General features: G+C 72.5%; 21 protein-coding genes and 1 pseudogene. 10 read left to right on the forward strand and 12 right to left on the reverse strand.

Features of this window, described 5'->3' with window-relative positions; all coding sequences use genetic code 11:
• Positions 1-82 precede the first annotated feature (82 nt).
• Positions 83-1,456, forward strand: coding sequence for an NAD(P)-binding domain-containing protein (locus OG247_RS18340; protein ID WP_327253263.1), 1,374 nt, complete (start codon positions 83-85; stop codon positions 1,454-1,456).
• Here the strand turns inward: OG247_RS18340 and OG247_RS18345 are convergent.
• The 4 genes from OG247_RS18345 to OG247_RS18360 form a co-directional block, all read right to left on the reverse strand.
• Positions 1,453-2,727 (reverse strand): ABC transporter permease, encoded by a 1,275-nt coding sequence (locus OG247_RS18345; protein ID WP_327253264.1) that lies wholly within the window; start codon positions 2,725-2,727, stop codon positions 1,453-1,455. The two genes, OG247_RS18340 and OG247_RS18345, sit on opposite strands and share 4 nt — an antisense overlap.
• The gene (locus tag OG247_RS18350) at positions 2,724-3,512 is read right to left on the reverse strand and encodes an ABC transporter ATP-binding protein (protein ID WP_327253265.1); all 789 of its coding nucleotides are present in this window, start codon (positions 3,510-3,512) and stop codon (positions 2,724-2,726) included. The genes OG247_RS18345 and OG247_RS18350 overlap by 4 nt, the downstream gene beginning before the upstream one ends.
• Positions 3,509-5,134 carry a peptidoglycan-binding protein gene (locus tag OG247_RS18355; RefSeq protein ID WP_327253266.1) on the reverse strand — a complete coding sequence of 542 codons (1,626 nt, stop codon included), beginning with the start codon at positions 5,132-5,134 and terminating at the stop codon, positions 3,509-3,511. Before OG247_RS18355 ends, OG247_RS18350 begins: the two co-directional genes overlap by 4 nt.
• Positions 5,135-5,691: 557 nt before the next feature.
• On the reverse strand, positions 5,692-5,865 hold the full coding sequence (locus OG247_RS18360; RefSeq protein ID WP_327253267.1) for a hypothetical protein: 174 nt from the start codon (positions 5,863-5,865) through the stop codon (positions 5,692-5,694).
• 162 nt (positions 5,866-6,027) lie between these two features.
• On the opposite strand from OG247_RS18360, the gene OG247_RS18365 reads away from it, so the two are divergent.
• On the forward strand, positions 6,028-7,095 hold the full coding sequence (locus tag OG247_RS18365; protein ID WP_327253268.1) for a helix-turn-helix transcriptional regulator: 1,068 nt from the start codon (positions 6,028-6,030) through the stop codon (positions 7,093-7,095).
• Between the two features lie 42 nt (positions 7,096-7,137).
• Here the strand turns inward: OG247_RS18365 and OG247_RS18370 are convergent, their stop codons facing one another.
• The gene (locus OG247_RS18370; protein ID WP_327253269.1) at positions 7,138-7,581 is read right to left on the reverse strand and encodes a hypothetical protein; all 444 of its coding nucleotides are present in this window, start codon (positions 7,579-7,581) and stop codon (positions 7,138-7,140) included.
• A gap of 283 nt (positions 7,582-7,864) precedes the next feature.
• On the opposite strand from OG247_RS18370, the gene OG247_RS18375 reads away from it, so the two are divergent.
• Positions 7,865-8,152: a response regulator transcription factor gene (locus OG247_RS18375; RefSeq protein WP_327253270.1), complete on the forward strand. Its 288-nt coding sequence runs from the start codon at positions 7,865-7,867 to the stop codon at positions 8,150-8,152.
• Here the strand turns inward: OG247_RS18375 and OG247_RS18380 are convergent.
• From OG247_RS18380 to OG247_RS18410, 7 genes and pseudogenes are all read right to left on the reverse strand, one after another.
• A pseudogene (locus OG247_RS18380) lies at positions 8,095-8,439 on the reverse strand (DUF6421 family protein); the annotation flags it as partial. The gene OG247_RS18375 and the pseudogene OG247_RS18380 overlap by 58 nt on opposite strands.
• A gap of 34 nt (positions 8,440-8,473) precedes the next feature.
• Positions 8,474-9,346, reverse strand: coding sequence for an ABC transporter permease (locus tag OG247_RS18385; protein WP_327253271.1), 873 nt, complete (start codon positions 9,344-9,346; stop codon positions 8,474-8,476).
• Positions 9,339-10,100, reverse strand: coding sequence for an ABC transporter permease (locus tag OG247_RS18390; protein ID WP_327253272.1), 762 nt, complete (start codon positions 10,098-10,100; stop codon positions 9,339-9,341). The genes OG247_RS18385 and OG247_RS18390 overlap by 8 nt, the downstream gene beginning before the upstream one ends.
• Positions 10,097-11,035: an ABC transporter ATP-binding protein gene (locus OG247_RS18395; protein ID WP_327253273.1), complete on the reverse strand. Its 939-nt coding sequence runs from the start codon at positions 11,033-11,035 to the stop codon at positions 10,097-10,099. Before OG247_RS18395 ends, OG247_RS18390 begins: the two co-directional genes overlap by 4 nt.
• 5 nt (positions 11,036-11,040) lie before the next feature.
• On the reverse strand, positions 11,041-12,225 hold the full coding sequence (locus tag OG247_RS18400; protein ID WP_327253274.1) for a hypothetical protein: 1,185 nt from the start codon (positions 12,223-12,225) through the stop codon (positions 11,041-11,043).
• A gap of 41 nt (positions 12,226-12,266) precedes the next feature.
• A complete protein-coding gene (locus OG247_RS18405; RefSeq protein WP_327253275.1) occupies positions 12,267-13,151 on the reverse strand; it encodes a hypothetical protein in 885 nt (294 codons plus the stop codon).
• Complete coding sequence (locus tag OG247_RS18410; protein ID WP_327253276.1) at positions 13,148-14,374, reverse strand: M16 family metallopeptidase; 1,227 nt, start codon at positions 14,372-14,374, stop codon at positions 13,148-13,150. Before OG247_RS18410 ends, OG247_RS18405 begins: the two co-directional genes overlap by 4 nt.
• Positions 14,375-14,947: 573 nt before the next feature.
• Here OG247_RS18410 and OG247_RS18415 point away from each other — a divergent pair.
• The 7 genes from OG247_RS18415 (at position 14,948) to OG247_RS18445 (ending at position 23,501) form a co-directional block, all read left to right on the forward strand.
• Positions 14,948-15,841 (forward strand): hypothetical protein, encoded by an 894-nt coding sequence (locus tag OG247_RS18415; RefSeq protein ID WP_327253277.1) that lies wholly within the window; start codon positions 14,948-14,950, stop codon positions 15,839-15,841.
• Positions 15,838-17,511 carry an amino acid--tRNA ligase-related protein gene (locus OG247_RS18420; protein WP_327253278.1) on the forward strand — a complete coding sequence of 558 codons (1,674 nt, stop codon included), beginning with the start codon at positions 15,838-15,840 and terminating at the stop codon, positions 17,509-17,511. Before OG247_RS18415 ends, OG247_RS18420 begins: the two co-directional genes overlap by 4 nt.
• On the forward strand, positions 17,475-19,085 hold the full coding sequence (locus OG247_RS18425; protein ID WP_327253279.1) for a class I adenylate-forming enzyme family protein: 1,611 nt from the start codon (positions 17,475-17,477) through the stop codon (positions 19,083-19,085). Before OG247_RS18420 ends, OG247_RS18425 begins: the two co-directional genes overlap by 37 nt.
• Complete coding sequence (locus OG247_RS18430; protein ID WP_327253280.1) at positions 19,082-19,924, forward strand: sugar phosphate isomerase/epimerase family protein; 843 nt, start codon at positions 19,082-19,084, stop codon at positions 19,922-19,924. Before OG247_RS18425 ends, OG247_RS18430 begins: the two co-directional genes overlap by 4 nt.
• Positions 19,921-21,348: a pentapeptide repeat-containing protein gene (locus OG247_RS18435; RefSeq protein ID WP_327253281.1), complete on the forward strand. Its 1,428-nt coding sequence runs from the start codon at positions 19,921-19,923 to the stop codon at positions 21,346-21,348. Before OG247_RS18430 ends, OG247_RS18435 begins: the two co-directional genes overlap by 4 nt.
• Complete coding sequence (locus OG247_RS18440) at positions 21,345-22,010, forward strand: PIG-L deacetylase family protein (RefSeq protein WP_327253282.1); 666 nt, start codon at positions 21,345-21,347, stop codon at positions 22,008-22,010. Before OG247_RS18435 ends, OG247_RS18440 begins: the two co-directional genes overlap by 4 nt.
• A gap of 102 nt (positions 22,011-22,112) precedes the next feature.
• A complete protein-coding gene (locus tag OG247_RS18445; RefSeq protein WP_327253283.1) occupies positions 22,113-23,501 on the forward strand; it encodes a UDP binding domain-containing protein in 1,389 nt (462 codons plus the stop codon).
• Positions 23,502-23,530: the final 29 nt, after the last annotated feature.

Raw genomic sequence — 23,530 nt, forward strand, 5'->3', positions numbered from 1 at the left:
GTGCCAGCCTGGAGGCGTCGAGACATCGACAAACGTCGAAGTAGTGATCCGGTCAAGTGAAGAAGCAGTCAGGGGAACCCTCGTGAACGCATCCACCGAAGTCCTGCCCGTCGTCGTGATCGGAGCCGGCCCGATCGGCCTCGCGGCCGCGGCCCGGCTCATCGAGCGGGACATCGAGCCCCTCGTACTGGAAGCGGGCCCCGCCGCCGCCTCCGCGGTCCGCGCATGGGCCCACGTACGCCTCTTCTCCACCTGGGGCGAGATCGTCGACCCGGCCGCCGAGAAGCTCCTCGCCCCCACCGGCTGGACCAGGCCCGACCCCGCCTCCTACCCCTCCGGCGGAGACTGGGCCGAGCTCTACCTCCAGCCCCTGGCCGACGCCCTCGGCGAGCGGGTCCGCTACGGGGCCACGGTCACCGGAGTCTCGCGCACCGGCCGCGACCGCATCGTCGACACCGACCGCGCGGCCCAGCCCTTCGTCATCCACCACACCGCGCCCGACGGCAGCGAAGCCCGCGTCTTCGCCCGCGCCGTCATCGACGCCTCCGGCACCTGGTCCACCCCGGGCCCGGCCGGCGCCAGCGGCCTCCCCGCCCTCGGCGAGCGCGCCGCGGGCGACCGCGTCACCTACCGGGTCCCGGACCTCGGGGACCAGGCCGTGCGCGCCCGTTACGCCGGCAAGCACACCGCCGTGATCGGCTCCGGAGCCTCCGCCTTCACCGCGCTCGCCCAGCTCGCCGACCTCGCCAAGGAGGAGGCCGGCACCCATGCCGCCTGGATCCTGCGCCGCGGCATCTCCGGCTCGACCTTCGGCGGCGGCACCGCGGACCAGCTCCCCGCCCGCGGCGCCCTCGGCCTCGCCGCCAAGGCCGCGGTCGAAGGCGGCCACGCCGACGCGGTCACCGGCTTCCGTACCGAAGCAGTCGAGCGGGACTCCGACGGCCGCCTGGTCCTCGTCGGTGAGGACGGCCGCCGCCTGGACGCGGTCGACGAGGTCATCGTCCTGACCGGCTTCCGCCCCGACCTCGCCTTCCTCGGCGAGCTGCGCCTCGGCCTCGACGAACGCCTCCAGGCCCCCACCGCCCTGGCCCCGCTCATCGACCCCAACCAGCACTCCTGCGGCACCGTCTACCCGCACGGCGCGAGCGAGCTCTCCCATCCGGAGAAGGACGTCTACCTCGCCGGCATGAAGTCCTACGGCCGCGCCCCCACATTCCTGGCCATGACCGGCTACGAGCAGGTCCGCTCCATCGCCGCAGCCCTCGCGGGCGACCACGAGGCCGCCGAACGCGTCGAGTTGACCCTCCCCGAGACCGGAGTCTGCGGCGGAGCCGGCCTCTTCGATCAGCCCCCGGCGGCCTCCACCGAGGAAACGGGCGGCGGCTGCTGTTCCACCCCGGCCACCCTCACCATCGGCGCCCCCTCCTCCGCCCCTGCCTCCGCCCCCGCCTGTTAGCGCCGCAGCGCCTCCGCCGGCTCGATGCGGGCGGCGCGCCAGGCGGGGTAGAGGCCGGCCAGGACTCCCGTCAGCAGTCCGAGGAGCGGAGCGACCGCGACGGTGCCGGGGTGGACGACGGGGGTCCAGTCGCGGAAGACGGCGACGCCGACGACGGTGAGGGTGCCCAGGGACGTGCCGACGAGCCCGCCCAGCGCACCCAAGACACCTGATTCGGCGAGGAATTGCGTGGTGATGTGGCGGCCGCGGGCGCCGAGCGCGCGTCGCAGGCCGATCTCGCCGGTGCGTTCCAGGACGGCGACCAGGGTGGTGTTGGCGATGCCCACGGCCCCGATGACCAGGCAGATCCCGGCCAGGATCAGGAAGAGCTGTTCCAGGTCGGAGGTGACCCCGCTGCGCAACGTCCGCGGGTCCGGCGGCGGTACGGACTTCAGGTACTCGGGGTGGTCGGGGCGCAGTGCGGTGGGGGCGAGCCGGGCGACCTGCCGGGCGGCGCCGATGTCGGTCGCGATCAGCATGGTGGTGCCGTCGCCCTCGGGCGGGCCCCAGATCTCCTCGGCGGTGGTGCGGGGCACCGCGACCGAGAGGAGGAGGTCGGACTTGCGCTGCACGTCCTCGATGATCCCGATCACGGCGAAGGGCTCGGAGCCGATGAAGACGGCCGGCCGGGTGTCGAGGGTGGTGATGCCGAGGCGTGCGGCGACGGACGAGCCGAGGACTGCCACGCGTTGCCTCGTACGGGAGTGGTACTCGTCGTAGAGGCGGCCCTGGGCCAACGTGGGGACGGCGGCCCGCAAGGCGCCGGGGGAGGCTGCGACCACCTCGGTGCTGTCGCCCCCGCCGTCGCTCCCGCCGACCGGGGCGGAACGGACCCTGCCGGCCGTGGCATCGAGTCGGACCGTGTAGAAGACGCCCGCGTGCCGGACCCCGCCCAGACGCTCGACGCGGAGGTCCGCGTCCGCCGGGAATCCCGGGCCGGCGAAGGGGTCCTTGTTCCGGGCGATGTCCTCGACGGTCACCTCGGTGGCGGTGAGCAGGTTGAAGCGGCCGTCGATCTGGGACGAGGTGGTGGCGGTCAGGCCGAGGACCGCGACGAAGGTGCCGACGCCGAGGACCGTTCCGAGCGCCGTCAGCGCCGAGCGGGCCGGGCGCTGCAGGATCCCGGCGAGGGCCTCCGAGACGTTGTCGCGGGCGGTGAAGCGGGAGGGCTCGACACGGACGGCGGAGCGGGAGCGTCGCCGTACGAGCCGCCGGAGCCGGGGCGGGTTCATGCGGGGGCCTGTTCGCGCAGAACGCCGTCGCGGATCGCGAGGGTCCGGCCGCCGTGCGCGGCGACCTCCTGGTCGTGGGTGATGACGAGGACGGTCATCCCGTCGGCGTGGAGCTCGTCGAGGAGGGCCAGCACGGTGTCGGCGTTGGCGGAGTCGAGATTCCCGGTGGGTTCGTCGCACAGCAGCAGCGACGGCCGGGCGACCAGGGCCCGGGCGATGGCCACTCGCTGGCGTTCGCCGCCGGACAGCCGCGAGGGCGGCGCGTCGAGGCGGTGGGCGAGCCCGACCCGGGTGAGGGCCTCCCGGGCGCGGGCGGGGCGCTCCTTGCGGGGTACTCCGTTGTAGAGCATGGCGAGGGCGACGTTCTCCAGGGCCGAGCGGTGCGGCAGCAAGTGGAAGGACTGGAAGACGAATCCGATGCGGCGTCCGCGCAGGGCGGTCCTGTCGCCGTCACCGAGCACGCCGGTGTCGATGCCGTCGATGAGGTAGCGGCCCGTGGTGGGTGCGTCGAGCAGGCCCGCGATGTTCAGGAAGGTCGACTTGCCGGAGCCCGACGGGCCGACGACGGTGACGAACTCACCGCGCTGGATGGTGAGATCGCACGGTGTGAAGGCGGCCACCGGCGGCGGGCCCGGGTACGTGAGGCCCACCTGCCGGAACTCGATGACGGGTGGCGCGGCCTCGGCCACTGCCTCGGCCACGACCTCGCCGACGGGCTCGCCGACGGGCTCGCTGACGGGCTCACTGACGGGCTCACTGACGGGCTCAGCGGCGGCCTTGGTCATGATCCGCCGCCGCTCTTGCCGCCGCCGGGCTTGCCGCCCGACTGCTTGTCCGCGACGCCCGGTTCGACTCCGATGACGACCGAGTCGCCGTCCGCGATCACGCCGTTCCCGGTGGGCCGGATCTCCACGTAGCCGTCGCCGGTCGTGCCGGGCCGGATCTCGACCCGGCGCTGGGCCCCCGTACCGTCCACGACGGTGACACTGGTGCGGCCGTCGGTTCCGGCGGAGACGGCGGTCACCGGAACGACCAGTGCGTTCCCGTCGGTCGCGGCGGCCTCCACGGTGAGCCGTACGTCCTGACCCGCGAGTGTGGCGTCCAGCGCGGCGAGGGGGCGTACGAGCATCTCGTACCCGCTCGGACCACTGGGGGCGGGAGCCTGCTGGCCCTGCCCCTCCCCCTGACCGCCGTTCGGCGCGGGCGGCACCGACACGGTGTCCGCGACCGACAACACCTCGGCGGCCGCCGAGACCCCGCTGACCTCGGAGAGGATCTCGACCTTCTGGCCGGCGCGGACCAGGCCCTTCTGGTGCTCGGCGAGCTGCCCGCGTACGACGAGCGCACCGGCGGACAGGGTCATCACGGGGCCGCTGACGGCGGAGCCCGGGCGAACGCCGACGGAGTCGGCGCGCGCGGGGAAGGACTCCAGGAAGACGACCTCGCCGGCCGGGACCATGGGGCCAGCGGCCGCGCGGGCCTCGGCGAGGCGCTCGCGGGCCTTGGCCAGGTCCTCCTGGGCGCGGGCCACGGAGCGGGCGGCATCCTGACCGGCGCCCCTGCCGCCGGTGGCGCCCGAGGCCCCCTTGCCGCCGGCCGTACCGGTGCCACCCGTACCGGACCTGGCGGCGGCCTTGACGTCCTCCAGGGACCGTTCGGCAGAAGTGACCGCGTCCTCGGCGCCGTTGACGGCCTCGCCGCCGTCGGCCACCGCGGGCAGCGGGTCGTAGCCGATCGACGTGTAGAACGCGCCGAGCGCGGCCTTGGTCCCCGCGCCGAAGGTGCCCGCCTTGTCGGATCCCGTGCCGTGGCCGAGCCCGGCGAGGGCCTTCTGGAGCTGCTTCACGTCGTCACCGGTGGCACCCGGCTTCAGGTCCCGGTACACCGGCAGCGCACCGGGCAGCGCGAAGACGGGACGCCCGGACACCTCCAGGAGCGCCTTGCCCGCCACGACGGGATCCCCCGGCCCGACGGCGACCTTGGTGACCACGGGCGGGCCGGAACCCTCCCCGCCCGCGACCGCCGGGGTGACCTGGACGGCCTGGGCGGAGGTGACCGTGCCGCGCACGACGAGGGTGTCGCGCAGCACGCGCTTCTCGACCCGCGCGACGAGTACGTCCAAGGGCGGCGGGCCCGCCTCGGCCGCGGCCTGCGCCGGCGACTTGATCACCAGCGAGGCGCCGACCCCGGCGGCGGAGAGCAGCACGGCCCCCACCGCCACGGCGGCCACCCACGCACGCCGCCGGGACAGCCCGGCGGAGGGCTCGGCGCCGCCGGCCCCCTCGGCCTGCCCGGACTCCCCGACCTGCTCGGGCTTCCCGACCTGCTCGGGCTTCCCGACCTGCTCGGACTCCTCCGCAGGCGCGGCGAGTCCTGCCGGTGCGAGGCCCCGTATGCCGTCCGTCATCCGGCACTCCGCACCGTGGCGAACCCCTCCGCCGGTCCCGGCAGAGGAACGGCCCGGCCCCGCCGTGGGGCGACTACGGATGAACCCCGTCGAAACGGCACAGCGGACCTCCCGGGACATCTTGCGATCACGGCCACCCTAGACCGAAGGCAGATCAACCTAACGGCACTCAGGCACAGTTGCGCAGGGGTGGACGCCGGCATGAAGGCCCGGCTGCAACCGCTACGCAGAATTCCGGCCAGACTTGTCGATCGCGGTCGGCTGCGGAAACTGCCCGACGGCCGGTTCACCACCCGTCCGTGACCAGAAGCACCACCGTCAGGAGCAGCTCCGAGGAGGCTTACCGGGGGTACCGCCGGTAAGCCCGCTCCGTGGCGGTTTCCGGCCATGGCTATTCGATACCGGGCTGTCCGGTGAATTCTCGCGCGAGATTTCACCATTTCATTACCCGGCGGCAATTGACTGCGGGCGGCAGGAGCCCCTCACTCGTCTCGCGAGGCCGCGGGCCGGAGCGGCCGATGCCTTCGGACACCCGGTCGCGGCTGTTCAGGTGGTGTCTACTGCAGTTTGACCGGAACGCCGCCCCAGCCCCAGGAGGTGTCGGTCGGCTCGCCGTCCGCAGCCAAGCGCACCTGCCCGTGGGTGGCATCCTGGTAGGCCTCGACCGCGACCGGCGACAGCAGGGCGGCGACAGAAGCTGCGATGGTCACTATGCGGGCAATGCGCGTCATGGACTTCTCCAGGGGATGTATTGAGAGAACTCGGTGCGAGGTAAGTCTGGTTGCTCGCCGTTTTCCTGCTTTCGGGTGAAGTCTTTCCCACCGCCTATCCTGACAGCAATTGGTCACCCCCTTCAGCAAGGTGCGTGGCAGCAAGGCGAGGAGGGGACATCAATGGACATTAGCCGCGATGGGGATCTATCTGCGGTCCCGGATGGCTGGGGGAAGGCCGACACGGCTGTCTACGGGTGGGTCCTGGAGCAGGGGCGTCTGGACGAACCCTCGGTGGCGGCCGGTCTCGGTCTGCGGGAGGAGGAGGTGCGGGAGGCTCTCGCCCGGCTCACCGCTTCCCGGCTGATCCGGCGCGACCCCCGGGATCCGGCGGAGGGTTTCGCCGTGTCGCCCGATGTCGCCCGTGCGGAGCTGGCCGCCCCCATGCGGTCGCGGATCCGTCAGGTCGAGGAGGAGCTCGACCGCGCCCAGAAGGAGCTGGACCACTTCTCCGTGGAGTACCTCCGGCACGCCAAGCGGGGCAACGGCCAGTTTCGGCTGATCGGCAACATGCTGGAGGTCCGGGTCGCTCTCACGCAGGCTTCCGAACGGTGCACGGAGGAGGTGCTCTCCAGCCAGCCGGGGGGTGGCAGCCGGGTGGTCGAGGCGATGGGCGAGGCCTTGGCCCGCGACCGGGCGATCCTGGAGCGTGGTGTGCGGATGCGCACCCTGTATCACCACACTGCGCGTTTCAACGGTCCGAGCCAGGCGTACGTCGCGGCGGCGTCGGAGTTCGGGGCGCAGTACCGGACCGCGCACGAGCTCTTCGGCCGGCTCATCGTCTTCGACCGGGAGTTGGCCTTCCTTCCGCTGAACGACGGCTCGCGTGGTGCGGTGGCCATCAGTGAGCCTTCGGTGGCGTGCTATCTCGCCGATGTCTTCGAGCAGACCTGGACGCATGCCACGCCGTTCGCGGACGCGGCCAGTCAGGGCTTCGGCGAGGTTGCCCAGGAGATCGACCAGACCATCCTGCGGCTGCTCGCCGCCGGGTTGAAGGACGAGGCGGTTGCCCGTCGTCTCGGCATGTCGCTGCGTACGGCGCGGCGCCATATCGCCGACATCATGGAGCAGTTGGGCGCGGAGAGCCGCTTCCAGGCGGGTGTGGCCGCCGTGCAGCGGGGGCTGCTGGATGCCGGGGAGATGTGTGCCCCCGTGGCGGACGGGTCCGGGTCCGCCTGCGCGGAGGCCTGAGTCCGGTCACCCGGGGTCGGTTGGCCGGGTCGGTTGGCCGGGTCAGGCGGCCGGCTCGATGCGGATCAGTAGATAGCGCGCGGAAGCCGAGAGGTCGGCCGTCCATGCGCGTCCGGGGGGTACGTAGAGCAGTTCTCCTGCTCGCAGGCGGCAGTGGAACGGGGCTGTCGGGGCGTTGTCCCCCGTTCCCGGGTGGAGCGTCCAGTCACCGCCGCCCGAGAGCTGCTGGACGAGGGTGTGGGTGGAGTCGGGGCCTTGGCGGGTCTGCCGTGGCGCGTCGGGTGCGTCGTGGGTGATGCGTACCGCGGTGCCGAGCACGGTGGACAGTTCGGCTTCCAGCACGGCGAGATCGGCTGCGGTGGCCTTCGGGTGGGAGCTCGGGTGGTCGTGTTCGGGCCAGAGGATCGCCGGGCCGGCGTCCCGGTAGACCGAGAGGAAGAGTGCGAGCTCCTTCACGTGGCGGGCTCCGCTGCCGCTGGTCGGCATGTCCGTCCTCCTGCTGTTCTCGTGTCGGGGCCGTGACCAGACTGCGGCACCGGGCCGGTCTGCGACAGTCACGTGATTCCGGTGCCCCGCGGCCGCCCGCCGGGGTCAGATGGTCTGGTGTGGCCCGGTTTGCCCCTGCCTCGTTTTGCTGCCAGGCACCTTGCTGAGGCCCGTGGGGGGTGGAGGGCGGGCGTCGGAGTGGCCAGGCTGGGTGAAGGAGCCGGCACCGTCCACCAACGAGATGGCTGCCTCGAGCCGCGACGCCCGGACGAAGGAACCCACCATGACCGACCCACTCGCCACGTCTCCCCAGTTCAGCGACCGTGAAACGGATGTCCTCGGCCTGCTCATCGGCGGCGGCACCTACTGCGCCATCGCCCGTCAGTTGGGGATCAGCCCGCACACCGTCGACACCTACCTGCGTCGGCTGCGCGTCAAGACGGGAACGGCCAACCGCACCCAACTCGTCGTACTGGCCCTGCAGCAGGGCTACGCCAACCGGACGGCACCCCATCAGCGGCGTACGGCTGTGCCCGCGCACGGCTCATCAGCCTCAGTGCAGAGTCCGTGACATCCTCCAGGGCGTACATCCAGAACGGCGCCTGCTTCTTGACCATGAACAGGTCGTACGAACGTGGTGCGTTCCAGTTCGGCCAGCCAGTCCGGCCACACCAGCCGCATCGCCACGGCCTCGAACCTCACCACGGCGCGGGCATTCTGACTGCGCATCAGGAAAAGCCCCGGGGGTTCCCGCCCGTCCCGGCGGTCGCCGGCCGGGGCGAAGGCCAGGAGCGAGTCGAGGAAGTCCGGTACCCCGAAGCCGTCTTCGGCCCAGCGGCGCAGATCGACGTCAATGTGCTCATGTTTCGACTCCTGTTCTCGTGGCGGGGGTTCAGCGAAGGGTGAGCGTGCCGGAGCGGACGGTGTGCCGCAGGCCCTGGGTGAGTACCAGGAATCCCGCCGCCGCCCAGCCGGCGGCGACCAGCAGCTCGCCGAGGACGAGCGGCAGCGGCAGTGCGCCGCCCCGGGCCAACTGCCTTACGGCTTCCAGGCCGTGGCTGACCGGCAGCAGCTGGGCGAGCACCGCCGGGAGACCGTTCTGCGGGACCGGCGTGCTCACCCCGCCCACCAGCATCAGGACGATGGTGGTGCCGACCGTCAGGTACATCCGGGACTCCGGCATCCGCAGACTGATACCGGAGAGGCACAGGGCGACGGAGTAGGTGCCGAGGGTCATCAGTGCGGTCACGCCGATGATGGCGGGCAGTGCCGCCCAGTGCAGGTGGACCGGGAGCAGCAGGTTCATCACCAGCAGCGCGATCGTCGAGGTGATCAGGCCGTCGGCGACCCAGTGCAGGCCGCGCGAGGCCAGCGCGAGGAACGGCGGGGTACGGCTGAGCAGCAGGAACTGCAGGGTCCCCGAGCGGCGCTCGCCGACGGTCGAGGAGACCACGCCGAGCGCGCCCAGCGGGCCGAGCACGACGGCGTTGCCCAGGGCGAGGTAGCCCTGGGATCCCGGGGAGCCGAGCAGCTGCCCCAGACTCGCGAAGAAGAGCACCTGGCACAGCAGCCTGACCAGCCAGCCGCCCAGCCATGAGCGCCAGCCGAACATGGCGCGGTAGTCCTGATAGCTGGCGAGAGCCCCGTAGCCCATCAGCCGGAGGGTCGCCCCGACGGTGCGGCGAGGGACGGGGAGCGGAGCCGGGAGCGGCGTCGGGAGGGGCGTCGGGAGGGGAGCGGGGGGCGCCCCCGTCTGGCTAGTCATGCAGGATCACCCTTCCGCTGCGGATGGACGTCAGGACGCGGCGCAGGACCAGTACGCCCAGCAGGCCTTGCAGCAGGATCAGGGCGCACAGCATGCCCAGCCGCTCCGGCAGTTGGGTGACCGGGCCGCCGGCAGCGGCGCTGCGGAGCAGCCCGGTGCCCCAGGAGAGGAAGAAGACCTTCGCCAGATCCCGGAACGGGAACGGCAGTTGAGAGGCGGGCAGGATGAGCCCGCCCAGCAGGTAGAACGGATAGGTGAGCGAGTTCTGCAGGGTCCGCGCTCCACGGACCATGATCATGAGCCCGCTGACCAGCAGCGCGCTGCTCGTACAGCCGGCGGCCAGCAGGACCACGACCAACACCGCGAGTCCCGGGTTGTGCAGCGTCACGTCCATTGCGAACACGCTTCGCCCGATCAGGACGACCTCGGCCAGGGCCGCCAGGGCGAGCACGGTGGTGGTGGCGATCCGCACGATCAGCGAGGTGAGATAGCGCCCGGGGTTGAGCAGCGACAACTCCAGCGTGCCGTCCGACCGGTCGTCGTCGACGACCCCGGAGGCGACGAAGACGGAGTGCGCCCACAGGCTCATCACGAAGGAGGTCAGCGCCACCGTGGTGGCGAGGTCCTCGCGGTGATGGCGCTGCAGGAAGTGGAAGAAGACGAGCGAGTACAGCGGGATCACGGCCAGGGTGGCGAGCATGCCGGGAGAGCGGGCGATGATCACCCCCTGTGCTCGGACGTAGGGGAGGATCACAGCGCGAACTCCCGGTCCTCGATGATGCTGCGGTAGACCTCGCTGAGACTGGGCGCGGTGACCGCGATCGAGGACGCCCTGACCTGGACGAGCAGCAGCAGCGCCCGGGACAGGGTGTCCTCGTCGGCCGGGTGTGCCGTCAGGTTGCCCTCGGCGTCGGTGGCCGCGCCGCCCGGGAGCGCCGCGATGCGCGCGGCGGTCTCGGCGGGCACGCCCCGGGCCGTCAGCGTGCGGGAGGCGCCGATGTCGGCGAGCAGTTCGGTGGCGGAGCCGATCCGCAGGATCCGGCCGTGGTCGATCAACGCCACCCGCGAGCACAGCGCCTGGGCCTCCTGCATGTCGTGCGTGGTGAGCACCACGGTGGTGCCGCGGTCCTTCAGCGTCCGGACCAGCTCGCGGAAACCGGTCGCGGCGTGCGGATCCATGCCGTTGGTCGGCTCGTCCATGATCAGTACGGTCGGCTCGCCGAGGAGTGCACGGGCCAGGTGGACCCGCTGCACCATGCCCCGGGAGAAGGTCTCGACCCGGTCGTCGGCGCGGCCGGACAGCCCCAGGAGCTCCAGCAGCTCGTCGGCGCGACTGCGGGCGGCCCGGGTGCCCAGCCCCTGCAGCGCGGCCCAGTAGCGCAGGTTCTGGCGCGCCGTCAGACGTCCGTACAGGCCTCGGTCACCACCGAGGACCAGGCCGATCCTGCTGCGCACCTCGCGCGGCTGGCGGACGACGTCGAAGCCGGCCACCCGGGCGCTGCCCGAGGTGGGCACCAGCAGGGTGGTGAGGATGCGGGACAGGGTGGTCTTCCCGGCCCCGTTCGGTCCGAGCAGGCCGAGGACCTCACCCTGCTCGACCTGGAAGGTGACCTGGTCGAGCGCGGTGACCTCGCGGCCCCGCCTGCTGCGGTAGGTACGGCTGAGATCGCGGATGTCGAGTACGGCCATCGGGCTCAGACCCCCCTGTCGGAGTGCGGCCACGCCGGGCGGCGGTCATCGGGGCGCAGCGGCCAGGGAGTGAGCGTGCTCAGCTCGGCGAGGGCGGATTCGTAGCTGTCCGGGTCGACGAGCTCGCCGGGGACCATCAGGAAGTCCGCGATCGGCGTGCGGGTGATGGCGCCCCCGCTCCAGCGGTGCTCGGTGCAGCTGTCGCCCGCGCCGCGCCGCAGCGGGGTGGCCAGCAGCATTCCGTAGCGCGGTGCGGGTGAGGCGTCGGCCGGGACCGGGGACTCCTGCGGACCGCCGGCCTGTTCTGGACCGCCGGCCTGTTGGGGAGGGCCGGCCTGTTCGGCCCGGCGCAGCCGCTCGGCCTCGGCCGGTGCGCGCAGACCGTCGACGAGTTCGGACGGCAGGGTGGCGGCGAGCCGCGGACAGGCACGCACCCGTTCGCACAGTTCGAGCAGCTCGGGTGCGAGCGCGAACTCCGTGGCGGCGGCGATCAGTCCGCTGCTGCGCGGGGCCGCGGGCGAGGTCATGACGAAGACCAGATCGAGGATGTCCTTGACGGTGAACGGGCGCTGGAAGCGCTCCTCCGCGAGGGAGAGCACGTCGGCGTGGGCCTGGTCCTCGGGCAGGGCGGCGCGCAGCGGGACCAGGCCCGGCCGGCCGTGGAAGGCGAAGGTGGTGATGTCGACGCAGTGGTCGGGGTCCAGCAGCGGATCCTCACCGGTCCACCACACGCCCGCGAACACGTGCCGCTGCCCGTCCGCGTACAGCTCGGTCAGTTCGGCCTCGTCGCTGTGGTGGCGGTCCGTGACGAGCGCCAGCACCTGCCACAGGGCGGCTTCGGTGGTGGTGACCACGTCGAGATCGCCGAGCGGCCGAAGCACGCCTTCGGGGTAGTAGCGGGCGAGGGACGGGCCCTTGACCACGCGGGCGCCGGGCACCCGCGCGATCTCCTCGTTCAGGCGGGCGTAGGTGTCGATCCTCCGGTGCAGGCGTTCCAGCTCGCCGCGCGAGCCGCTGCCCATCGGGGTTCCCTCGCGGACGGCCAACGACAGGACGAGCGGGGCGAGCACGCCGCGTACCAGCCGGGCGGCCTGCAGGAGCCGGCGCACGGGCAGGCTGCGGTCGACGTCGAGGAGCTCGTAGAGCAGGTCGAGGTCGATCGGAAAGGACGAGCGCGGATCAGGGGTCATGCGGGAGCTCCTCGAAGCCTGGGCGGCAGCCGCGGCCTTGATCACGGGCGCGCGGCGTAGCGGTAGAGATGGGTCGGGGTCCAGCCCTTACGGCACAGCGCGGCCACGATCGTGGCGGCCGGATCCGCGCCGTCGGGGTCACGGGGGTGCGAGACGTGGCCGATGAGCGGTAGGCCGAGCTCGGCCGCGGTGCGGGCGCAGGCGGCCACCAGGCGGTCGGTCGCGGACCGGCGCAGGCCGCCGTCCTCGACCAGGATGTCCACCAGTTCCACGAAGCCGGTGCCGCTGACGTCGTCGTACGCGTCGGTCAGGATCGTCGCGTGACCCACCGGGTCCACCTGTCCGGGGGCGCTGACCAGGTACGAGCGCCGGTCGGGCGCGGTGAGCAGGCCGCGGACGCAGTCCTCGGTCCCGAGCTCGTCGACGGTGGCACCGCGGCCGGCGCAGGCCCCGCGGATCGCCTGCGAGAGCCATCGGCCCACCGCGTCCCGGTCCGTGTCGGCGGCATCGCGGATGTCGACGGCGTCGGACGGGCGGGCGCCGGGCGCGGGCGGCTCGGCGACGTGCCGCAGATACGTCAGCAGGGGCTGCAGGAGCGCATGCGGAGCGAGGTGCGCCGGCACCCGCACCACGGCAGCCGTGCAGTCGGGGTGACGGCTGAAGAGGGTGTCGAGCAGCCGGGGCGCGTCGGCGAGCAGTTCCGGGGCGGCGTACTCCACCAGGCACTGCAACTCCCTGCTGGCGGGCTCCAGATACTCGCCCGCCACCAGGGGCAGGCCGTCGAGGCGGCTCAGCAGGCCGACCTCGTCGGCGGCTCGGAGATAGCTGTCGGTGGCGGTGAAACCGGCGGCCGTGGAGTCGGCGGCAGTGAGAGGGGGCGGGACCGTGGGAGGGGGCGGGACCGTGATTGCCGCCTCGCCGCTCATCGGCCCTCCGGCCGGATCACCGCGATCAACTGCGCGGACAGTTCCGCCGCCGCGCCGCGAACCTGCTCGGCCGTCACGGCCTTCAGGGCGGCGATCTCCTCGTCCGCGTCCCAGACCCGCTCGCTCAGCAGCCGCTGGGTGGCCAGCACGATGGCCAGGTCGAGCGGGGCCTCGGCCTCCCGGACGGCCTCGACGGTCGCCTGGCGCTTGGCGGCCAGGAAGGCCTGCTCCTGCGGACCGTCGACGGCCACCTGGTCCAGCACCTCGCGGAACGCGGCGAGCAGCCGGGGGGCGTTGTCCGGCTCGCAGCCCGCGAGCATCCGCCAGGCTCCCGTATCGCTGTAGCTGCGCGACCAGGAGCGAAACGAGTACGCCAGGGCGTCCTGGTTGCGGAACCGGTCGTACAGCGGTGACGCGGGACTGCCACCGAGCAGGTATCCGAGGATCGCGGAAGCGTGCCGGCGCGGATCGGTGGCGTGGGGAGCGCGCCCCCCGACCAGCATCCAGCAGAACTCGTCGGGCCACTGCTCCACCAGCCCCGGGGTCAGCGGACCGGGCACTCCGCCGGTCGAGCCGAGGCCCGGATCCGGTACCGCACCGCGCGCCATCCGGCCCAGCCCCGCCACGGACAGCGCCTCGCGCAGGGCCTCCTCGGTCAGGCCGCCGACGCTGGACACGGCGAGCGGAGCGGTCCGCAGCGCGCGTTCATGGGCATCCCGCACCGAGTCGACGGTCAGCCCGGACACCGTCCGAGGCAGGCCGCCGACCGGGGAGCCCAGCGGATGACCGGCGAAGAGACGGCCGAGGAAGGCCTCCTGGACGGCGTCCGCGTCGTCGGAGGCCGCCGCCGAAAGCTCCTGCAGGACCACCCGCCGCTCGGTGTCCAGCCGCTCCTGGTCCACGCGCAGGTCCAGCAGGGCCCGGCAGATCCACTCGGCCACCTCGGCGGCGTCCTCGTTCAGGACCTGGGCGTGGACCACGAGCGACTCGGGCCCGGTCATGGCATTGCATTCGCCGCCGCGGTGCTCGATCCGCTCACACAAGGAGAGGCCGTCCGGAAACGGCGTCGACATCACCAGGTGTTCGAGCATGTGGGCGACGCCGGAACTGCCGGGAGGATCGTGTCGCGCTCCGAATCCGAGCGCGAAGCAAAGGCTTGTGGTGCGCAGCCGGGGTTCGTGGTTCACCACCACGGGGACGTCGAGCGACAGCGGTGCGTTCATGGGAATTCCCGTCGTGCGGAGAAACGGAGAAACGGGGAAGCGGGTGGGGCCACGCGGGTGTGGCCAAGCGGGTATGACCAAGCAGGCGAGGGTGCCGCCGGGCGAATGCCCGACGACACCCTCAGCGCTGCGAATTACTTGCCGGTGCGGACGTTGACCTTGTCCAGACGCGGACGCATGCCGACCAGGTGGTTGCGAGTCATGATGGCTCCTCAAAAGAGATGGAATGGTTAATTCGGTGCTCGTCCCGTCGGGTTTGTTTCCCCGGCGGCACGTTCAATAGTTCACCGGAAAACCCGAACGGTGTCAACGAATTCCCTGGCTCCCGCCTGTCACGAGATCGCGTGTCACGTGAATTCGTTACCGATTTCACGGTCACCTGAAAATGGTCCCCGAGGGGAGTGTCACGCAAATTCGGCAATGTACGCGGAGCCCCGTTCCCGGCATTGTCGGATTCCGTAGCCGTCAATTTTCGCTCGGCCGGGCCCGGTCCAACCGTGCACTTCCGGGGCGCATCGCACACGTGGCACACGTGGCGCACGTAGCACACGTGTACTCATGAAGGAGAGCTCAATGGCAGATCAGCACTCCCTGTTCCTGATCAAGCCGGACGGGGTCGAGCGGAATCTCGAACAGGCGGTCGTCGAGGCGGCCCGGGCCGCGGGCCTCACCGTCGTCTGCCGGCACCGGCTGCTGCTGGGCGAGGAGGAGATCGTCCGGGCCTGGGCCGACACCCGTCGCACGGAACATCCGCTCGAACACCTCTCCCTGGACCTCTGGTACGGCGCGCGTCCGATGGAGATGCTGCTGGTGACGGGCCCGGACGCGCTGACCGGCGCCGACCGGGTCAAGTCCCGGGTGCGGGCCGGTTACCGGCGCGGCCCGTTCACCAACGTCCTGCACACCCCGGACCACCTGGGCGAGTTCGAACTCCAGCTGTCGGTCTTCGGCCGGGGCTGTGAGACCTGCACGGCCGTACTCACCACCGATTTCGGCGACTACTCGACGGTCCCGCAGGCCTACCCGCCGGGCACGCTGCTCCCCGAGGAGTGGCGCGACATCGTCCGGCTGCGGAAGCTGATCCAGCCGCTGTGGGACGACCCCGACTCCTGCTTCTGGCGTCCGGCCTACCCGGAGCCCTTCTGCAGCGAGCAGTCGGTGGGCACCGCGGACCACGCGCTGTACATCGCCGCCTCCCCCCACCAGCTCTCCTTCGACAACCTGATCGGCGCGATGCTGACGGCGCTGCCGGGGATCGGCTTCGCCCGGGCGACGGAACTGATCATCTCGGCACTGCACCACCGCGACTTCACGCTGGCCGTGGGAACCGCCGAGGAGTGCGCGCGCTACCGTGCCTCGCTGATGGCGCAGGGACTCGTCACCCCGGTTCGCACGCTCGACCAGGACACCCTGCGCCGCGCGGAACAGGTGCGCTCGGGTGGCCTGACCGACTTCGCGACGGCATGAACAGCCCGGCCCGGCCGGCGCCCGCCGTCCCCCAGCACGGGCAGGAACGACACTCCGGCCGGCTCCGGGACCGGCTGGCCAAGCGCACCGCCCTGCTGTCCGAGGGCGTTGACCTCTACGCGGCGGCCCAGCCGGTCGCCGACCGCGTCCACCTCCTGCAAGGGCGCTACGGGGGGCTGCCGCCACGGATCCGTACGGGGGCCAGGGTGAGCGTGGCCGGCCGGATCATGAGCCGCCGGGACCACCGGGACGTAGAGTTCGCGACCCTGCGCGACATGTCCGACGAGATCCAGATCCTCCTGCCGGGCGACCGTGCCGCGGCCGAGCCGCGCGCCCGCTGGCGTGCGTCGGTCGACCTGGGCGACCTGGTGGTCGTCGAGGGCGAGCTGATCACCACGGACAGCGGCGCCCTGGCCGTCGAGGCGGTGGACTTCCGGCTGGCCTCCAAGGCCCTGCGCCCACTGCCGGGCCGGCCCGTGGGCGCAGCCGGGGCGGACCGATCGGAGGGCGCACTCGGTGCGGGCCGGCCGGCCACGGCCCGGCACCGCTACCAGCGCATGATGCTCGACCCGGCCGAGACCGCCCGGACCCGGCGCCGGGGCGCCGTTCTGCGGGTCCTGCGGGAGGAGTTGTACGCCCGCGGGTTCACCGAGGCCGACACCCCGCTGCTGCACCCGGTGCACGGCGGCACCGCCCGTCCCTTCACCGCACGGATGAACGCCTGGGGCATACCGCTGCACCTGCGCGGCACCGCCGAGATGTACCTCAAGCGGCTGATGGTCGGCGGGATGGACCGGGTCTTCGAGATCGGCAGGTCCTTTCGCAACGAAGGCGTCGACGCCACGCACTTCCCCGAGTTCAGCGCCTGCGAGGCCTATCTGGTCCACAGCGACTACCTCGCCACCGCCGATCTGGCCGAGCAGCTGGTGGCCGCCGCGGCAGTGGCCCTGAACGGCCCGGGGAGCGCCGTCCCGGTCTTCGCCCGGTACCGGCTGCACGAGCTGCTCGGCCGGGTACTGGGCACGCCGGTGGACAGCGCCACCTCGCAGGCCGAACTGGCCGGGCACGCCGAACGCCACGGCGTCCCCGTCCCACCGGGATCCGGGGCCGGCGCCCTGGCCGTGCTGCTCTACCGCAAGCTCGTGGAACCGGGGCTGCGCGAACCGACGTTCGTCCTGGACTTCCCGCTGGAGGGCGCGATACTCGCCCGCCCGCACCGCCGGGACCCCGCGCTGGTGGAGGCCTGGACCCTGGTGATCGGCGGCCTCGACGTCGGACAGGGCTGCAGCGAGTTGACGGACCCGGTGGAACAGCGGCGCCGCTTCACCGAGCAGGCGCTGGCCCGCGAGCGCCGACAGCTCGGCGTCACCGAGCTGGACGAGGAGTTCCTGGCGGCTCTGGAACACGGACTGCCGCCACTGGGCGGACTGATGTTCGGGGTCGACCGCCTGATCACCGCGCTCGGCGGTGGCGGACGGCTGCGCGATCACCAGTGCCATCCGATCGTGCGCCCGGCCCCAGCCCCGGCCACAACCACCGCCCCAACCCCAACCCCAACCCCAACCCCAACCACAGCCACAGCCACAGCCACAGCCCCATCCCACCCGACCACGGACCGGAAGGAAGCAACGGAGTGGACACCAGCCACCAGCGACTCGACACCCTGCTGACCGAGGCATGCGACCGGTTCTCCGGGCAGACCGCGCTCACCAGCGGCACTCAGTCCCTGACCTACGCCGAACTGGCGTCCACAGCATCCGAGATCGGCGCCGACCTGGCCGCCGCCGGCCACCGGTCGGGGGAGCCGGTGCTGCTCTCGGTCGGCAACCGCTGCGCGGACATCCCGGCCCAGATCGCGATCTGGCAGGCCGGCGGCATCGTCGTCCCGGTCCACCACGGGGTGCCGCAGACGGTGATGAGGGAAACGGCGCTGCGTACCGGCGCCCGCCTGCTGGTGCGCCCGGAGCAGGACCGGCCCGCCGACCGGGTCGGCCGCCTGGACCTGCCGACGCACCCCGCGCCCCGTGAACTCGACGCCGACCAGGCGCTGGTGGCCTTCACCTCCGGGTCCACCGGTCGGCCCAAGGGCGTCGTCCTGTCCCACCGCGCGTTCACCGCCAAGTTGCGGGCCATCGCGCAGGTACTGCCGTTCCGCTCCGGCGACCGGGCCGTACAGGTGCTGCAGCTCAACTTCACCTTCGGCCAGTGGACGTCCCTGCTCACCCTGGCCACCGGTGGCACCCTCGAGCTGGTCGAGCAGTTCAACGCGCCAGCCGTCCTGCGGCGTCTGGCCGAGCGGTCCGTGCAGCGGATCGCCGTGGTGCCCAGCATGCTGCGGCTGATCAACCGCGAACTGGACGCCCCCCGCACGGGACCGGCCCTGCGTACGGCTCTCCAGGAAGCCGGCTCCCCGGCCCTGTGGATCACCGGCGGGGAACCGCTGCCCGCCGGACTCGGCCGGCGGCTGCGCGCGGCCCTTCCGGGCACGGGCATCGCCGACGTCTACGGGCTCAGCGAGACCTCGACCTCCGACTTCATCCTCACCCCGGATCAGTACGAGGCCGGTGCGGGCACCATCGGCCGGCCCGGCCCCGGGGTGGAGTTCCGGATCGTCCCCGACGAGGGCCCGGACGCGGCGGCCCCCGGCGTCACGGGCGAACTGTGCCTGCGCACCCCGTACCTGATGACCGGCTACCTGGGCGACCCGTCGGCCACGGCCGAGGCGACCGCCGACGGCTGGCTGCGCACCGGCGATCTCGCCACCGTCCGCGAGGCCGACGGCCTGGTCCGCCTGGTCGGACGGAAGAAGCAGTTGATCTCCCGCGGTGGCGCCAAGATCGCCCCGCTGGAGGTGGAGCACGTCTACTCCCGGCATCCGGACTGCGGCGGTTGCCTGGCCGTCGGCGTCCCGGACCCGATGCTGGGTGAGCGCGTCCACCTGCTCTTCGTCCCCGCCGTCGGCAGCAGCCCCACCGAGGACGAACTGCGCGCCTACGGCCGCGAGCGGCTGGAGGAGTACAAGGCGCCCGAGCGCGTCCACCTGGTGGCGGAGCTACCGCTGGGACGTACCGGCAAGGCCGACCGGGCCGCCGCCGCACACCTGGCGGAGGCCGCGCACCTGGCGGACACCGTGCGCCCCGCGGAGAACGTTCGCCCGACGGGGACCGTGCGCCCGACTGAGGCCGCTCACCCGGCGGGGATCGCGGCCCCGAGCCCGGCGGCCGAGCCGCAGGTGGCCCGATGACCCTGCTCGGCGTCTCGACCGCGGCCCTGGCCGACCGCAACGACTTCGAAGCCCTGCTCGCCTACCAGCCCGACGTGATCGAGTTCTACGGCTACCCCGGCTCGGCGCTGCCCGGGATCGCGCGGTTCTGCGCGGACCACGGCATCCGGCCCGCCCTGCACACCCCGGTCCCGTACGACCTCGACTCACCGCTGCGCCGCTTCGCGCCCACCGGCCCCGACCCGCGGCAGGCGGCGGCCGCGCTGGCGCTGACGGAGGCCACCGTGCGGTGCGCGGCGGACCTGGACGCCCTGCACGTCGTGGTGCACTTCCCCAGCCCCTACCCGCCCTTCCACGAGGCGGGATTCGAGGAGGCGGGCCAGGAGTTCCTGGCGGCCACGGCCGGGCTGGCCCGTCGCTACGGGGTTCCCGTCCTCGTCGAGAACCTCTCGGCGCACCCGCTGATGCGCACCCCCGAGCAGTACCACCGCGCCCTGGCCGCCCACCGCGACCTCGGCCTCTGCCTGGACCTCGGCCATGCGCACCTGCTCGGAGCGGAGCTGGGGACGCCGCTCGGATTCGCCTCCGCCTTCGGGAGCCGGGTCCGCAGCATGCACGTGTACGAGACCACGGCCGAGCGCTACCCCCGGCACGGCCACGAGCCCGCCACCGCCGACCGTTCGAGAGCCGACGGCTTCATCGGGCTGGCCGGGCTGCTGCCCGACCTGTTGCGCCTGACCCGTCCGGCGGTGCTGGTCATGGAGCACGGCCCGCCCGCCCCGGGCGCACCTCAGGCCAAGGGCACCGCCGCCTGGCTGAGAGAACTGATCCACCATCACGACGCAGGAGCAACCGTATGAGCAACAGCACGCATCTGGAGCTGATGACCCGCCTGGCGCAGAGCAAGGACGCGCACCGGACGACGGTCCTGAAGGAACTGTCGGAGATCACGCAGCACTTGATCGACACCACCGGCCGCGGCCTGGACCTGGTCGAGGCCGATCTGACCGGTCTCGACCTGAGCGGCGCCGATCTGCGCCGGGCCACGCTCAGCCGGGCCGTCCTGCACAGCACCCTGCTCGTGGCGGCCGACCTCGCCGAGGTCACCATGGTCTGCCCGGGCATGGAGCGCACCAACCTGCGGGACGCCAGCCTGCGTTCCGCCTATGTCCACGCGCTGGCCGCGCAGACCTGCAACTTCGACGGTGCGGACCTGACCGGCCTGCGGGACGCGACCGGCACCCTCTTCCACGGGTGCAGCATGCGCGGCACCCACCTGGACGGCGCCCACCTGGCCGCGTCCTTCTTCTACCAGTGCGACTTCTCCGACGGGTCCGCCCGCGCCACCAACCTCCAGGGCGCGCTGATCAACGAGTGCCTGCTGGACGACGCCTTCTTCGACGGTGCGCTGGTGGACCAGCTCACCATCACCAAGTCGTCGATGCGCGAGGCGTCGCTGCGCAACGCGAGCGGACAGGGACTGGTCCTGCAGCGCCTCACCGCTGCCGACGGCCTGGTCCTGGCCGGCGCCGCGCTGCCCGGGCTGCGCCTGTCCGAGGTCCGCGGTGACACCGTGCACGCGGCAGCGCTGGCCGCCCGCGACGCCGACTTCGCCGACGTCGTGCTGACCGGCGCCGAACTGACCGGCGCCGATCTCACCGGGGCCCGGTTCCACCGCTGCGACCTGCCGGGCGCGCGGTTGACCGAGGCCCACCTCACCGGCGCGTCCATCAGCTCCAGCAGCCTGCGCGGCGCCGTCCTGCGCGGCGGGCACGGCGAGAACCTGCGCCTGGTGGAGAGCGACCTGTCCGACGCGGACCTGAGCGGATTCACCGGCCGCTGCCTGACCGCCCGCGACGTCAACCTGGCGCGCGCGAACCTGCGCCACGCGAACCTCTACCGCGCCATGATCACCGGCGACCCGCCGCGTGCCATGAGCCTGCGGGGCGCGGTCCTGGAGGGCGCCACGCTCGTCCAGGCGTACCTCGCCGCGGATCTGCGCGGGGCCGACCTGCGGAACGCCAACTGCGCCTACAGCCGGTTCAGCCAGTCCGACCTCAGCGGGGCACGCCTGGACGGCGCGAACATGTACCAGTCCACCTGGATCAAGGTCCCGGTCAGGGACGCCGTGCTCACCGGGGTCCGGGCCCCGGTGTTCGCCAACCGCTGCCCGGGCCTGGCGGAGGCGCTGCACCGCGCCGACGGACCGGCCGCGGCGGAGTTCACCGCTTTCCTGGAGGGCTTCGACGCCGCTCTGGCAGCCGGCCGCAAGGGCTCCACGTGACCGGCGTACTGATCGTCGCGGCCCACCCGGACGACGCCGAACTCGCGCTCGGCGGCACGATAGCCCAGCTCACCGAGCGCGGGGACGAGGTCACCGTCGCCCTGTTCACGGTGTCCGAGACCGCGAGCACGCAGGACCGCGACCGGCGCGCCCGGCGGATCGCCGCCGCCGAGGCCGCCGCGCAGACGCTCGGACACCGCCTGCGGTGGCTCGGGGACGGCCGGTACGACCAGGTCGAGGACATCCCCGAGTACCGAGCCGTCGGCCTGCTCGACGACCTGGTCGCCGAGATCGAGCCCGACACCCTGCTCACCCACTGGGACGGCGACTCGCACGGCGACCACGTCCGGGTCGCCCGCGCGGCGATCGCATCGTCGCGCCGCTGGCCGCGGACCGCTCTGCTGCAGTTCGGCCCGAACGAACACCGCACCGTGCGCCACGCGGAGTTCGTCCCCACCCTCTACGTCCCCACCGCTGCCCAGCTTCCCCGCAAGCTCCGGGCGCTGGCCTGCTACGCCTACCCCGGGCAGGGATTCCGCGCCCTGGACCCCGACGCGGTCGAGCTCCTCGACCGGGCCCGCGGGGCCGCCGTGGGGCTGGCCGCGGCGGAAGGACTGCGTCTGGTCCGCCACTGCCTCACCCCCGGCCGTCCGCTCCTCTGAGTTCCCGACTCTGAGTTCCGACTCTGAGTTCCGACCCCGAGTGCCCGGCCATGAGTGCCCGGCTCCGAGTGCCCGACCCTTCACACCAAGGGAGTCACCGCTATGACCATGCTGACCATCGAGGAGCTGCCGACCCGGGGCGGCCCCGGCACCGTCCCCGCCGACCTCGCCCCGACCCACCGCGAGGACCTGCTGGCCCTGCGCACGACGGCCTGCGTCTGGGGGCTGGGCCACATCGGCTGGTCCACCGTCGAGGCACTGCGCGCCGAAGGCGTCTCGGTCGTGGGCTACGACGTCGACGCCCGGCAGGTCGCGGAGCGCCGTAGGTCCGTCGCGGAGCAGACCGGGCCGGTGCCCCAGGTGACCACGGAGCTGACCCGGGCGCTGAAGGACGACGTCGGGGTGCACTTCATCGCGGTTCCCACCGAACGCGAGGCGCAGCCGCTGACCGACATCCTGGTGGAGGTCGTCGCAGCGATCGTCGCCGCGACCGCGGCCCGGCAGTCCGGACGGGCGCCGCTGGTGGTCATCGAGTCCACGCTGACGCCCGGCACCGTCGAGGACCTGCTGCTCCCGATCATCACCACGGCCGGTCTGGTGCCCGACCGGGATCTGCTGGTCGCCCTCGCACCGCGCCGCGACTGGTTCCTGGTCGAGGGCTACGGACTGCGGGACCTCGACCGGATCTACTGCGGCGTCGGAGCGCGCTCGGCCGACGCCGCCCAGGACGTCCTCTCCCTGATGTGCGACACGCTGCACCGGGCGCCGAGCCACGTCGAGGGCGAACTCGTCAAGTGCGTCGAGAACGCCTACCGCCATGTGGAGATCACGCTCGCCAACCAGCTCAGCCTCGCGTATCCGCACGTGGACATGGTTGAGGTGCTGCGGCTGGCCGGCACCAAGTGGAACATCGGCACGTTCCACCCGAGCTTCGGCACCGGCGGCTACTGCATCCCGCTCTCCAGCCGGTACCTGCTCAAGGGCGCCACCGACGCGGGACAGCTGACGCTGCTCAGCGACGCGGTCGAGACGGACATGCGGATGCGCAGCCTGGTCGCCGAGGCGGTCGCGGCCCGCGGCCCCGTCCTGGTGCTGGGGCTCGCGTACAAGGGCGGGATCAAGGTGTCCACGCTCAGCCCCACCGTGCGGATCACCGAGGAACTGCGCAGGCTGGGAGCCCCGGTGAGCGTGCACGATCCGCTCTACAGCGCCGAGGAGATCGACCGGCTGCTGGGCCCCGGCACCGCCACCACCGACCTGGCGCGGGCCTTTCGGGAGGCCACCACCGTGCTGGTCGTACCCGACCACCCGCAGTTCCGCTCCGAGCCCTACCCGGGGCTGCTGGCCGAGCCGCGCGAGCACCCCCTGCTGGTGCTGGACAACCACGGCGTGTGGGCGGACCAGCCCTGGGCCGACCACATCGTGTACCGCAGGGCGGGCGGAGCCTCCTGGCTGGCCGCCGCCCCGAACGGCTCGGCGGACCCGCGATGAGCACCACCGCTCCGGCCACCGCCCACCAA

This window comes from Streptomyces sp. NBC_01244 (genome assembly GCF_035987325.1).
Lineage (GTDB): Bacteria > Actinomycetota > Actinomycetes > Streptomycetales > Streptomycetaceae > Streptomyces.